A 13,382-nucleotide genomic window follows, 5' to 3' on the forward strand; every position below is an offset into this window, starting at 1 on the left:
CGATTAGAGCGACTTGCCGACGAGGCCGATGAGATCGGCGAGGCGGTTGGAGTAGCCCCACTCGTTGTCGTACCAGGAGTAGACCTTCACCTGATCGTCGATGACCTTGGTCAGCGGGGCGTCGAAGATCGACGAGTGCGGGTCGGTGACGATGTCGCTGGACACGATCGGGTCGACGTTGTACTTCAGGATGCCCTTCAGCGGGCCCTCGGCGGCGGCCTTGAACGCCGCGTTGATCTCCTCGACCGTCGCCTTCTTGGCCAGGTCCGCGGTCAGGTCGGTGATCGAGCCGGTGGGGACCGGGACGCGCAGCGAGTAGCCGTCCAGCTTGCCGTTCAGCTCGGGCAGCACCAGGCCGATGGCCTTGGCGGCGCCGGTGCTGGTCGGCACGATGTTCAGCGCGGCGGCGCGCGCACGACGCAGATCCTTGTGCGGGCCGTCCTGGAGGTTCTGGTCCTGGGTGTACGCGTGGATCGTGGTCATCAGGCCCTTGACGATGCCGAACTCGTCGTTGAGGACCTTGGCCAGCGGGCCCAGGCAGTTCGTGGTGCACGAGGCATTGGAGATGATGTTCTGGCTGCCGTCGTACTTGTCGTCGTTGACGCCCATCACGATGGTGATGTCCTCGTCCTTGGCGGGCGCGGAGATGATCACCTTCTTGGCACCGGCGGCGAGGTGGCCCTTCGCCTTGGCGCCATCGGTGAAGATGCCGGTCGATTCCACGACCACATCCACGCCCAGGTCGCCCCACGGCAGCGCCGACGGGCCCTCCTTGATCGCCAGCGCCTTGATGCGCTGATCGCCGACCACGATGGTGTCGTCGCCGTCGAGCGAGACATCCTGGGGCAGGCGACCCAGGACCGAGTCGTACTTGAGCAGGGTCGCCAGCGTGGCGTTGTCGGTGAGATCGTTCACCGCCACGATCTCGATGTCCGTGGTGCCGAGCGCCTTCTGCGCCTCGACCGCCCTGAAGAAGTTACGTCCGATGCGGCCGAAGCCGTTGATCCCTACCCGGACAGTCACGTTATCGCTCCTCAGCTTTCCCGCGGATTCATTTTCCGTTGCCAGTCCACCCTAATGCCCTGTCATTACGTCACAGACAGGCCCCTGGTCGCGGTGAGGTCAGTTGGGTACCATCCCGCCTGCGCGCCGCCCAGCAGATCCTCGGGCACAACCCCGTCGCCCCAGGGGTACAACATGATCTATCGCCACAAACTACCCGAATCGGGCGCCGCACGCCACACCAAAGTTGCCGTGGCGCAAGGCAATTCACGCCGCGCATACCGGTCGGTCACATTCTCCCGATCGCCGTCCGAGTCGCCGGGACACGCAATCGCCGCAGCGCGGACACTCGTGCTGCGGCGATTGCCGGGTCGACCGGATCGGGACGGGCGGCTCGCGTCAGCGGGGGCTGACGCCAAGTACCGCCCGCGACCTCACGCGTCCTCGAGCAGTTCGGCGGTGACCGCGGATTCGGTGTCGGGGATACCCAGCTCCTTGGCCCGCCGGTCCGCCATCGACAGCAGGCGGCGGATGCGGCCCGCGACAGCGTCTTTGGTCATCGGCGGATCGGCGAGCTGCCCCAGCTCCTCGAGCGAGGCCTGCCGATGCTCCACCCGCAGCTTGCCCGCGGCGGCCAGATGATCGGGCACGTCGTCGCCCAGGATCTCCAGCGCGCGCTCGACCCGGGCGGCCGCGGCGACCGCGGCGCGCGCGGAACGGCGCAGGTTGGCATCGTCGAAATTGGCCAGCCGGTTGGCCGTGGCCCGGACCTCGCGGCGCATCCGCCGCTCCTCCCAGGTCAGCCGCGTGTCCTGGGCGCCCATCCGGGTGAGCAGCGCGCCGATTGCCTCGCCGTCGCGAACCACCACGCGGTCGGTGCCGCGCACCTCGCGAGCCTTGGCGGAGATACCCATCCGCCGGGCCGCACCGACCAGGGCCAGCGCGGCCTCGGGCCCCGGGCAGCTGACCTCGAGCGCGGAGGAGCGGCCCGGCTCGGTGAGCGAGCCGTGCGCGAGGAAGGCCCCGCGCCACGCCGCCTCGGCATCGGCGATGCTGCCGCCGACGACCTGGGCGGGCAGGCCGCGCACGGGGCGCCCGCGCACGTCCAGCAGGCCGGTCTGGCGCGCCAGCGCCTCGCCCTCCTTGGACACCCGCACCACGTACCGCGAGGTCTTGCGCAACCCGCCGGCGCCCAGCACATGCACGTCGGAGCCGTAGCCGTACAGCTCGAATATCTCCCGGCGGAGGCGGCGCGCGATGGAACCCATGTCCACCTCGGCCTCGACGATCACCCGGCCACCGACGATGTGCAGACCGCCCGCGAACCGGAGTAGCGCCGACAGTTCCGCCTTGCGAGATGAGACCTGCGAGACGGACAGACGGCTCAACTCGTCCTTCACCTCGGCTGTCATCGCCACGAGACCCGCTCCTTTCCACCCAACGCGGACCGCACATCCTGGCCCATGTGCCGTCCTTCGACTCGAAGTCCTGCTGATTCCGGCCGTGGCAGCCGGATCATCTGATCCAGTGCGGCGGCTAGCTTTCCGGGGTGGTGCCGGTCCGTTCCAGCCTCGGCAACATCAGCGAAGGTTACTCGCGCACGCAGCTGTTCGGCAGCTCTTGCTACATGTTCGCGTTCCCTACCCTCGGGTACCGACCCCGAATCCACCACCACGTGGTCCACCGCGAAATCCGGTGCGTGCTGGGACAATACATGCAAGTGACGCTCGGCGGAGAATCCGGCCGTCTCCCCGGGCTCGGCGGCCAGGTTGAGCACCAGGATTTTTCGGGCACGGGTGTGCACCAGCGCCTCGTGCAGACCCGGCACCAGCACGTGCGGAATCACGCTGGTGAACCACGATCCAGGGCCCAGCACCACGACGTCGGCGTGTTCGATGGCCGAGGTCGCCTCCGGGCTAGCGGGCGGATCCTGCGGTATCAGGCGCACCCGGCGCACCTTGCCCGGCGTGGTCGCGACGGCCACCTGCCCCCGGATGCACCTGCTCACCCGGGGATCGGCCTCCAGGCCCGAGACGTCGGCCTCGATGGTCAGCGCGGCCGGGGACATCGGCAGCACCCGCCCGGTGCAGTGCAGCATCTCGCCCGCCGCGTCCAGCGCGGCCACCGGATCGCCGATCACCTCGGTCAGCGCGGCCAGGATGAGATTGCCCGCCGAATGCCCGGCCAGGGCGCCCGTGCCGCCGAAGCGGTGCTGCATCGCACGGGCCCACAGCCCGTCGGTCTCCTGCGCCAGCGCCGCCAGCGCCATCCGCAGATCGCCCGGCGGCAGCATGCCCAGCTCGGCACGCAGCCGCCCGGACGAGCCACCGTCGTCGGCCACCGTCACCACCGCCGCGATATTCGAGGTGAGCCGGCGCGCCGCGGTCAGCGTCGCATAGAGCCCGTGCCCGCCGCCCAGGGCGACCAGTGCCGGACCCTGCCCGTCCGCACTCATTCGCGCCCCAGATCCCGGTGCACCACGCGAACGACACCGGCCTCGTCGCCCGCTTCTCCCAATGCCTCTCCCAGCGCCTCTGCCACTGCCACGCTGCGGTGCTTACCGCCCGTGCAGCCCACTGCCACGGTCATGTAACGCTTCCCCTCTTGGCGGTACCCGTCGGTCGTCAGATCTATCAGGTGGCGGCAGGTCCGCAGATAGTCCTGCGCGCCCGGCCGGGACAGCACGTACTCGCTGACCACCGCGTCCTGTCCCGTGTGCTCACGTAATTGCGGTACCCAATGTGGGTTGGGCAGGAAACGCAAATCAAACACCATATCGGCGTCGAGTGGAACTCCGTACTTGAAACCGAACGACTGGATTGTGACCTGCAGCGCGGCCGGCGCGCCGCCGCCGTAGGCCTCCTCCAGCTTGCGATGCAGCTGATGCACCGACAGCGCGGTGGTATCGATCACCAGGTCGGCCGCGGTTTTCACCGAGTCGAGCCGCGAGCGCTCGGCCGCGATGCCGGCCGAGAGGGTGCCGTCGGCGCTCTCGCTCTGCAGCGGGTGGCGACGGCGCGCGAATCCGAAGCGGCGAATCAGCACGTCGTCGGATGCCTCGAGGAACAGGATCCGAGTGCGCACTCCCGCGGCCCGCAACTGATCGGCGACCGCCGAGAGGTTGCCGGTGAAGAAGCGGCTTCGCACATCCATCACCAGCGCCAGCTGCCGGATCGGCGGATCGGCGGAGACGCCCAGCTCGATCATCCGCTCGATCATCTCGGGCGGCAGATTGTCCAGGACGTACCAGCCGAGATCCTCGAGCACCCGGGCGGCCGTGCCGCGGCCCGCACCCGAGAGCCCCGTGACGATGACCACCTCGACGCGCCGGGTCGCAAGCGCATCGGCCCCGCTGCCGTTCGATTCCACGCTGGTCATGTCCTACCGGATCCGTTGCTGACTGTCATGCGATCATCCTGCCCTTCGGGACTGCTCGGTGCCGGACACGCAGAGCGGCCGACACCGAGACGTAACCGTGCCACATCGGATTCGTGCGGGCGCACCGGCTCACTCGCCGCGCAGGGCCGCGAGCACCGCCTTCGCTGTCGCCACCCCGATCCCCGGGACGGCCGTGATCTCTTCCACCGTAGCCTGTTCGAGTCGGGCGACCGACCCGAAGTGCGTGACCAGCGCGGTGCGCCGCGTCTCTCCCAGGCCGGGCACGGAGTCCAGCGCGGAGGCAGTCATCCGGCGGGAGCGCTTGCTGCGATGGAAGGTGATCGCGAAGCGATGCGCCTCGTCACGAACCCGCTGCAACAGGTAAAGCGACTCGCTGTTGCGCGGCATGATCACCGGGTCCGGCTCGCCGGGCACCCACACCTCCTCGAGGCGTTTGGCCAACCCGATGACCGCGACGTCGGTGATGCCCAGCTCGTCCAGGACCTCCGCGGCCGCCGCGACCTGCGGCGCGCCGCCGTCGACGACGTACAGATTAGGCGGATAGGAGAACTTGCGGGGCTTGCCCGTCTTCGGGTCGATGCCCGGAGTCGGATTGTCCTCCGCCTCGGCGATCTCCTGGTCGCGGCGCAGTCGCTGGAACCGGCGGCGGGTCACCTCGGCGATGCTGCCCACGTCGTCGGAGCGGCCCTCGCCGGCGGCCTCCTTGATCGCGTAGTGCCGGTACTCGGACTTCCGTGCGAGCCCGTCTTCGAACACCACCAGCGAGGCCACCACATCGGTGCCCTGCACATGGCTGATGTCCACGCATTCGATCCGCAGCGGTGCGGTGTCCAGGTCCAGCGCCTCCTGGATGCCTTGCAGCGCAGCCGATCTCGCGGTCAGATCGCCCGCGCGTTTGAGCTTGTGCTGGGCCAGCGCCTCGGCCGCATTGCGCTGCACGGTCTCCATCAGCGCCTTCTTGTCCCCACGCTGCGGCACCCGCAGGCGCACGGCCGCGCCGCGCAGGTCGGTGAGCCAGGCCTGCACCTGCTCCGCGTCACCGGGCAGGGCGGGAACCAGCACCTCCCGCGGCACCACGGCCGCCGAGGTATCGGCGTCGGACTGCTCGGCGAACGCGGCCTGCTCGCCGTAGAACTGCATGAGGAACTGCTCGACCAGCGCTGCGAGTTCGCGCTCGGCGGATTCCGGCACCGCTGCCTCGGAATCCCGGTCCGCGCTGGAATCCGGCCCCGCGCCGGAATCCCGTCCGGCGGCGGAATCCGGGCCGCCGTCAGAGTCCCGTCCGGCGTCGGAATCCAGCCCGGCAGCGGAATCCGGCATAGAGGCATCGGCTGCGGCCTGCGCCGCCGCCGGGGCCTGGGCATTGCGCTCCGCATCCGAAGTCTCCGCGGCGCGATCGGCTGTGCTCCCGGCGGGGGCGTCGGCCTGCGCCGATTCGGGCGATCCCGAGCCGACCAGATCGACCGCGTCGCCGGACTTGTCCACCACCCAGCCACGCTGACCACGCACCCGGCCGTCACGCACGTGGAAGATCTGCACCGCGGCTTCGAGCTCGTCGGTGGCGAAGGCGACCACGTCGGCATCGGTGCCGGTGCCCAGCACCACGGCCTGCTTCTCCAGGGCGCGGCGCAGCGCCTGCACGTCGTCGCGCAGGCGTGCGGCGGTCTCGAAGTCCAATTCCTCTGCCGCGGCGTGCATCCGGCGTTCCAGATCGCGGACCATGCGATCGGTCTTGCCCGCCAGGAAGTCGCAGAAGTCCTCGGCGATGCGGCGGTGCTCGGCGGCGCTGACCCGGTCGATGCACGGCGCGGAGCACTTGTCGATATATCCGAGCAGGCAGGGGCGGCCGATCTGCCCGTGCCGCTTGAACACTCCCGCGGAACAGGTGCGCATCGGGAAGACCCGCAGCAGCAGATCGACCGTCTCCCGGATGGCCCAGGCGTGCGCGTACGGCCCGAAGTACCGCACGCCCTTCTTCCGCGCGCCACGGTAGACGAATACCCGCGGATACTCCTCGTTCATGCTCACCGCGAGCATGGGGTAGGTCTTGTCGTCGCGATAGCGGACGTTGAAGCGCGGATCGAATTCCTTGATCCAGTTGTATTCCAGCTGAAGGGCTTCCACCTCGGTGGACACCACGGTCCACTCGACGGACGCGGCGGTGGTGACCATCTGCCGGGTGCGCGGATGCAGGGCGGCGATATCGGCGAAGTATGAATTCAACCGGCTGCGCAGGCTCTTGGCCTTGCCGACGTAGATGACCTGTCCGAACGAATCCCGGAATTTGTACACCCCGGGCTCGACGGGGATGGTGCCCGCCGCCGGTCGGTACGTCGCTGGATCTGCCACGTCACCAGACTAACGACCAGCACCGACAGGAAATCCGGCTGTCCTCACCCCAGCTGCCGCATCCGGCCCTGATGCGCCCGGCGCGCGCCCGCGGTGATCGCCTCGCACAGCGCGCGCTCGGGCTCGGACAGCCGGCTGCGGCGGCGCAGCAGCACGAATTCCAGCTCGCCCACCTCGGGCAGCCGCTCGTCCTCGACGGCGAAAAGCCCGGCGGGAAGCAGGCTTTCGGCGTGCACGATCACCCCCAGACCCGCGAGCACCGCCGCGCGCAACCCGAGCTGGCTGTCGCTGGTGCACGCGATGCGCCAGGTGCGGCCATGCAGTTCGAGGGCCTCGAGCGCGGCCTGGCGGGTCATGCTCGGCGGCGGATAGGTCACCAGCGGCACCGGATCGGTGAAACCCGTTGCGCCCGAACGCCCCGCCCACACCAGCCGGTCGCGCCACAGCAGTTCCCCGTGCCGCTCCCCCGGCCGCCGCTTGCCGACCATCAGATCGAGCTCCCCGGCCGCCATGCGGTTCTTGAGATTCTCGCTCAACCCGACGGTCAGCTCGAGGTCCACGCCCGGATGGCTGCGCTGGAATTCCAGCAGCACGTCCGGCAGCTCGCGGCCCATCACGTCGTCCGAGGCGCCGAGGCGGATCAGGCCGGTCAGCCGCGAGTCGGAGAAATACCGTTCGGCCTGCGTCTGCGCGTCGAGGATGGCGCGGGCGAATCCGACCATCGCCGCGCCGTCGGCGGTCAGGGCCAGATTCCGCGTGTCGCGGCGGAACAGCTCCCGGCCCGCCGCCTGCTCGAGCCGGGCGATATGGCCGCTCACGGTGGATTGCCGCAGGCCCAGGATGCGCCCCGCGGCCGTGAAGCCGCCCGCCCGCTCGACGGCCAGGAAGGTGCGCAGCTGGTCCGGATCGAACATATTGATCACGATACGCGTTCGAATATATCGAATCCAACGTCTTTTGCGATTAGTAACCGGGATCGTATCGTTGTCCTGTGAAATTGTTGGCCAAACTCCGCATCGACGGCTTCATGCTCGGCATCCTGGCCAGCGTCGTGATCGCCGCCGTGCTGCCCGCGCGGGGCGAGGCCGCCCATGTCCTGGACTGGGCCACCAAGATCGCGATCGGGATCCTGTTCCTGCTCTACGGCGCCCGGCTGAAGCCGCGCGAGGCGCTCGACGGGCTCAGGCACTGGCGGCTGCACTCGATCGTGCTCGCCGTCACCTTCTTGGTGTTCCCGCTGATCGGGCTGGCGCTGCGCATTCTGGTGCCCTCGGTGCTCACCGACGATCTCTACACCGGCGTGCTGTACCTGTGCCTGCTGCCCTCGACGGTGCAGTCCTCGATCGCGTTCACCTCGATCGCCAAGGGCAATGTGGCCGGCGCGGTGGTCAGCGCGTCGCTGTCCAATCTGATCGGCGTGTTCGTCACCCCGCTGCTGGTGATGCTGCTGATGAACACGACCGGCCAGGCCACGGTGTCGATGAGTTCCATCGTGGCGATCGTCGCGCAGGTGCTGCTGCCGTTCCTGGCCGGTCAGCTGCTGCGCACCCGGATGCAGGCGCTGATGAAGCACGCCACCGTCACCAAGACCGTGGACCGGGGGTCGGTCTACCTGGTGGTGTACACGGCGTTCAGCGACGGCATGGTCGAGCACATCTGGCGCGGCATCTCACCGCTGTCGCTGATCGCGGTCGTCGTGGTGTGCAGCGCGGTGCTGGCCTTCGTGCTGGCGCTGACGACCACGATCGGCAGGATGCTGCACTTCAACCGCGGCGACCGCATCGTGATGATCTTCTGCGGTTCGAAGAAGAGCCTGGCCAGCGGGCTGCCGATGGCGACGGTGCTGTTCGCGGGCCACGCGGTCGGGCTGATCGTGCTGCCGCTCATGATCTTCCACCAGATCCAGCTCTACGTGTGCGCCTGGCTGTCGGGCCGCTGGGGCCGCCAGGCCGAGGAGGCCGCGGCGCGCGAGGCCGCCGGGAGCGAACCCGTTGCGACCGAGGCCTCCTGAGCACAAGATCGTCAGTGACGGACTGCACGAGGAGCTTTGCAGATGACGGACGTGACGGAATCCCTGAGCACCGCCGAGGAAGCGCGGCTGCGCGAGAGCATCGGCCGCCAGACCCTGCTGACGACGCTGGGAATCACCATCGGCAGCCTCGCCCCGGGCCGCGTCGTCCTGCACCTGCCGTTCAGCCGGGACATCTGCCAGCAGAACGGATTCGTCCATGCGGGCGCCATCACCACGGTCGCCGATTCGGCCTGCGGCTATGCCGCGCTGTCCCTGCAGCCGCCCGATCGAGACGTCCTCACCGTGGAATTCAAGGTCAACCTCATGAGTCCCGCTGTGGGACAGGATTTCCGGGCGACGGCAACCGTGGTGCGATCCGGAAGGAATCTCACCGTGTGCACCGCCGAGGTCGTCTCCGATGCCGACCTGTCGCGCCCGATCGCCCTCATGCAGGCCACACTCATGGCGGTCTCCCCCACCTGATCGGCGGCCGCGCGCTGTGCGACCGGCGCGCCGGACACCACACCCTCGCCTGGGCCCGCCCCGACCTGCAGGCGCCCGAATCCTTTGCCCTCACCAGCCCCGCCTTCGACCACGGCGCACCCATCCCCGAACGGCATCGCGGCCGCATCTTCGGCCCCAACGTCTCCCCCGCCCTCGTGTGGACGCCGCCACCGACCGGCACCGCCGAGCTCGTGCTCATCGTCCAGGACCCCGACGTCCCCTTCGATACACCGGCCACCCATGCGCTCACACTCGGCATAGATCCTGCGCTCCAAGGCATTCCGGAGAACGCCCTCATCCACCCCGGCCCGATCCCGGGCCTCTCGCACGGCAAGGGTCCCCTCGGACGCCGCTGCTGGGCCGGGCCCAAACCCCCGGCCTCGCACGGCCCCCACTCCTACGTCTTCCAGCTGTTCGCCCTCGATCACAACCCTGCACTACCTGCCGCCTTCACCCTCGCCGACGTGCTTCACGCCATGACCGGCCACGTCACCGCCCGGGCCCGCCTCGACGGCACCTACGAGGTCCCATAGCACTCGCCGGACCTGTGACGTGGAGACGGGCTGGTGGCCGGGCCGCCACCGCGCGAAACATCCCCGGCCGAGCCTTCGCCGAGCACCTGCTATTTCGTTGTGTCCATGGGGAATTCGCTGGACTCGCTGCCGCCTGCGGGGATGATCGGCAGCACCACCGAGGACGGGTGGGCGGGGTCGTGCAGGATGGTCTGGGTCGCGATCTGGGTGTCGGCGCTCTGACCGAAGGGCTGGCCGGTGTTGGGGTTGGGTGCGAACTGGGGGTAGTCGCTGCTGGAGATCTCCAGGCGGATCCGCGATCCCGCCTTGACCAGGTAGCTCGTGGGCCAGATCTTGATCGTGTACTGGTAGGGCTGGCCGGGGACGGTGGGGGCCGGGCTTTCCAGCGAGTCACGGAAGGGGGTGCGGATGATGCCGTCGTTGAGATTCATCGTGGAGCCGTCGGGGGCGACGGCGACCAGTTTCGCCGTGAAATCGGTGTCGGGCGCGGTGGAGGAGGCCCACAGCTTCACCTCGATGGGGCCGGTGAGTTCGGTGTCCGAAGGCATCGGCGCGGTGGTGTAGGTGAGCACGTCGGAGCGCTGTTCGACGACATACTGATCGTAGGGGCCCTGCGGGCCCTGCGATGCGCCGCAGCAGGAATGGCCGCCGGCGCTGGGCACCGGATCCAGCGGGTTGTAGTCGTAGACGTCCGGCTGCTGCGGATCCTTCGGCGGCGCCGCGGTGAGGGCGCCGGCGCGTCCGATCTCGCCGTTGCCACCGTTACCGGACAGGTAGTACGTGGTCCAGCGGGTGTTCGGTAGCGGCCAGGCCGTGGCCGTCTTCCACTTGTTCGCGCCCATCAGGAAGTAGTCGACCGTCGGGTGTCCGGCGACCTTGTTGTCCCGCCCCTTCAGGAAGTGGTCGTACCAGGCGAGCATCAGATCGTTGACCGGGCTGCTGCCGTTCGGATCGGCGATGTTGTCGAGCATCGGTGCGGACACGTCGGCGCCCGGGCGACCCCAGCCGACGTGGTCCCACGGGCCGATCACGATGCGCTGACCATCGCGAGCCTCGGGAGTGCCGCCGTGCTGCACCATGCCGCTGAAATTCTCGGTGCCGCCCGCCAGGAACGCGTCGTACCAGCCCTCGAAGTCCAGGACCGGAACCTTCACGTTCGCGTACTTGTCGCGAATGCTCCACTGCTTCCAGTAGTCGTCGCGGGTGGGATGGTCGATCCAGTCGTAGAACCAGGGCGCCACGGCCGGATCGCCCGGGTGGAAGGGCGGGAACTGCTGGTACGGGCGGAATCCCATCCAGCGGGTGTACTGCGCCGCATCGGCCTCCAACTGCTTGGCCGTCGCGGTGTCGCCGCGGTTGACCGCCGCGGTCGCCCCGATCGTGCCCATCGCCCACGGCTCGACGAAGGCCAGCCGGAATTCGCCGCCCTCGTAGGTCCAGCCGTCGTAGTAGTCCGAGGCGGTGTTCGACGGCACGATGGTGACCAGGTGCGGCGGCGCCGTGACCGCCGAAAGCCATTGCGTGGCACCCACATACGAGGAGCCGTACATGCCGACCTTGCCGTTCGATCCAGGCAGCTTCGCGGCCCATTCCACCGAGTCGTAGCCGTCGTTCTGGTCGTTGGCGAATTCGGTGAACATACCGCCCGAGGCGCCCTGCCCCCGGATATCCTGCACCACAACGAGATAGCAGTGCGAGGCGAACCAGTCCGGGGTCTGGAATCGATAGGGCTGGATTTGCGCCGCCGATTTGCCGTACTGGGTGCGCATCAGGATCACCGGCACGGGATCCGACGTCTGGGGCCGATACACATCGGCCTTCAACACCACGCCGTCGCGCATGGTTGCCGGGACGTTCTCCTGCTTGGACACCCCGCAACTACCGCGCCCCTGGGCGGGCGGCCACGCCCCCGGCGCCGCGGGCCCCGACGCGGACGGACCACTCGCCGATCCCCCGCACCCACTCAGAACCAGTATCGCGGCGGCAACAATCGCACCCGCCCGGACAATCCGATTGCGCCGCTGGCGATTCCACGACATCACTCGACGGTAACACCGGGCCATCGGCGACATGATCACATTCGGAAGTTCAGGACAGCCGCGGATCATCGGCACACCGCGCAGTCCTCGCCGCCCATCCGCCCGGCACGCGCGCGGCGGCCGGCGAGCTCGACCCGATCACCGCGCCGTCGCCCGGTCGACCATCCGATTCCGAACCGTCCGGCGGCCACGTGGCGCGGACTCATCGTCCGCCCCGCACCGCGTTGCGTAGTGCGCCCGCGAGATCGCCGCGCTCGCCGATCTCCACCGCATCCAGTTCGAGCCAATCGGCCAGCTCGCGCAACGACCGTGCGAGTTCGGCCGCGATGTACGCGCTGTCCCAGCCGGGCTCGGCGAACGCACCGGGAACCAGCAGCCGCCCCGCGGGCCGCTCGGCGCGCAGATCCACGCGCGCCACCAGTTCGCCGTCGAGCAGGAAGGCGAACACGTAATAGCCGTGCACCCGTTTGTGTTCGGGGGTGTAGATCTCGATGCGGTAGTGGAAGTCGAAGATCCGCTCGGTGCGCGACCGGAAGAAGATCAGCGGATCGAACGGGCACAGCAGCGCGGCACCGGTGATCCGCCGCGGGGTGCGCGCCCCGGCGCTCAGATATGCGGGCCTGTCCCAGCCGTCGACCTGCACCGGCTCGAGCTCGCCCGCGTCGAGCAGGTCGGCGATCGCGGGCTCGGTCTGCCGGCGGTGCAGGCGGTAGTAGTCGCGCAGATCCGGTTCGGTGGCGATGCCCAGGGCGGTGGCCGACCGGCGGACCAGCTCGCGCACGGCGTCGGGCTCGGAGACCTGGCGCGCGAGCACCTGCGGGGGCAGCACCCGCTCGGTCAGGTCGTAGTGCCGCTGGAAGCCGACCCGCCTGTCCACCGACAACTCGCCGATGGCGAACAGCTGCTCGCATATCACCTTGGTGTCGCTGTAGTTCCAGCCCCAATGATCCTTGTTGCGTGGGCGGTCCAGCTCGAGATGCCGCTCGACCTGCGCGGCGGTGCAGGGGCCGAATTCGCCGATCACCTCGAGCACATCCTTGGGCAGTGCGGGATTCCGCTCGAGCACCGCCCGGGCACCGCCCCAGCGGCCGTTGCGGTACTGCGCCATCCGCCATCGAAACAGCGGCCAGTCCTCGACCGGAACGACCGCGGCCTCGTGCGCCCAATACTCCACCAGACGGCGCGGGCGGCGGGCGCTGTGACTCCATGCCGCCTCGTCGAGCAGCTCGCGATCATAGGCGCCGATCCGGCTGAACACCGGCGCGTAGTGCGCCCGCACCACGGCCGACACCGAATCCAGTTGTAGCAGCTGCGTTTTCTCCCACACCCGCCCGATCGCGCGACGGGTGGGCGCCGCCCCCGAACGCGGGGCCCCGAACCCCTGCGCGGCGAGGGCCGTCCGGCGGGCCGCGGCTGCTGTCATGGTGCGCACGACAGCACCCTGCCATGTGGTACCGACAAGTTCGCCGGGTCCTGGTTCACCGCCGTCGGATCTGATACGTTGAACGCCATCCGATACATTCGTGTATCGAAATTCGGACAGCG

The 13,382-nt window shown here is 69.0% G+C and carries 10 protein-coding genes and 2 pseudogenes; 3 read left to right on the forward strand and 9 right to left on the reverse strand.

Annotated elements, in window-relative coordinates; translation table 11 throughout:
* Window positions 1-3 precede the first annotated feature (3 nt).
* The 7 genes and pseudogenes from gap to ABH933_RS09530 form a co-directional block, all read right to left on the reverse strand.
* Window positions 4-1,023 (reverse strand): type I glyceraldehyde-3-phosphate dehydrogenase, encoded by a 1,020-nt coding sequence (gene gap, locus ABH933_RS09500; RefSeq protein WP_429415999.1) that lies wholly within the window; start codon window positions 1,021-1,023, stop codon window positions 4-6.
* Window positions 1,024-1,436: 413 nt separating this feature from the next.
* Window positions 1,437-2,414 (reverse strand): DNA-binding protein WhiA, encoded by a 978-nt coding sequence (gene whiA / locus ABH933_RS09505; RefSeq protein WP_215924045.1) that lies wholly within the window; start codon window positions 2,412-2,414, stop codon window positions 1,437-1,439.
* Complete coding sequence (locus ABH933_RS09510; protein ID WP_215924027.1) at window positions 2,411-3,457, reverse strand: gluconeogenesis factor YvcK family protein; 1,047 nt, start codon at window positions 3,455-3,457, stop codon at window positions 2,411-2,413. Before ABH933_RS09510 ends, whiA begins: the two co-directional genes overlap by 4 nt.
* Window positions 3,454-4,380, reverse strand: a complete 927-nt coding sequence (rapZ, locus tag ABH933_RS09515; RefSeq protein ID WP_429416003.1) for an RNase adapter RapZ — start codon at window positions 4,378-4,380, stop codon at window positions 3,454-3,456. The genes ABH933_RS09510 and rapZ overlap by 4 nt, the downstream gene beginning before the upstream one ends.
* Before the next feature lie 129 nt (window positions 4,381-4,509).
* Window positions 4,510-5,568 (reverse strand): annotated as a pseudogene (uvrC, locus tag ABH933_RS09520) (excinuclease ABC subunit UvrC); the annotation flags it as partial.
* Window positions 5,569-5,871: 303 nt separating this feature from the next.
* A pseudogene (uvrC, locus tag ABH933_RS09525) lies at window positions 5,872-6,750 on the reverse strand (excinuclease ABC subunit UvrC); the annotation flags it as partial.
* Window positions 6,751-6,794: 44 nt separating this feature from the next.
* On the reverse strand, window positions 6,795-7,664 hold the full coding sequence (locus tag ABH933_RS09530) for a LysR substrate-binding domain-containing protein (protein ID WP_429416006.1): 870 nt from the start codon (window positions 7,662-7,664) through the stop codon (window positions 6,795-6,797).
* Window positions 7,665-7,741: 77 nt separating this feature from the next.
* Between ABH933_RS09530 and ABH933_RS09535 the strand changes: the two genes are divergently transcribed.
* From ABH933_RS09535 to ABH933_RS09545, 3 genes are read left to right on the forward strand one after another with little or no spacing between them, the layout of a single operon-like run.
* On the forward strand, window positions 7,742-8,761 hold the full coding sequence (locus ABH933_RS09535; protein ID WP_429416009.1) for a bile acid:sodium symporter family protein: 1,020 nt from the start codon (window positions 7,742-7,744) through the stop codon (window positions 8,759-8,761).
* A gap of 42 nt (window positions 8,762-8,803) precedes the next feature.
* Window positions 8,804-9,244, forward strand: a complete 441-nt coding sequence (locus ABH933_RS09540; RefSeq protein ID WP_429416012.1) for a PaaI family thioesterase — start codon at window positions 8,804-8,806, stop codon at window positions 9,242-9,244.
* A complete protein-coding gene (locus ABH933_RS09545) occupies window positions 9,157-9,798 on the forward strand; it encodes a YbhB/YbcL family Raf kinase inhibitor-like protein (RefSeq protein ID WP_429416015.1) in 642 nt (213 codons plus the stop codon). Before ABH933_RS09540 ends, ABH933_RS09545 begins: the two co-directional genes overlap by 88 nt.
* Window positions 9,799-9,887: 89 nt before the next feature.
* Here ABH933_RS09545 and ABH933_RS09550 read toward each other — a convergent pair whose 3' ends face one another.
* Window positions 9,888-11,837 (reverse strand): CocE/NonD family hydrolase, encoded by a 1,950-nt coding sequence (locus tag ABH933_RS09550; RefSeq protein ID WP_429416018.1) that lies wholly within the window; start codon window positions 11,835-11,837, stop codon window positions 9,888-9,890.
* A 202-nt stretch (window positions 11,838-12,039) separates the two neighbouring features.
* Window positions 12,040-13,269: a winged helix-turn-helix domain-containing protein gene (locus tag ABH933_RS09555; protein WP_429416021.1), complete on the reverse strand. Its 1,230-nt coding sequence runs from the start codon at window positions 13,267-13,269 to the stop codon at window positions 12,040-12,042.
* Window positions 13,270-13,382: the final 113 nt, after the last annotated feature.

It is taken from the genome of Nocardia sp. GP40, assembly GCF_050434125.1.
Taxonomy (GTDB): domain Bacteria; phylum Actinomycetota; class Actinomycetes; order Mycobacteriales; family Mycobacteriaceae; genus Nocardia; species Nocardia albiluteola.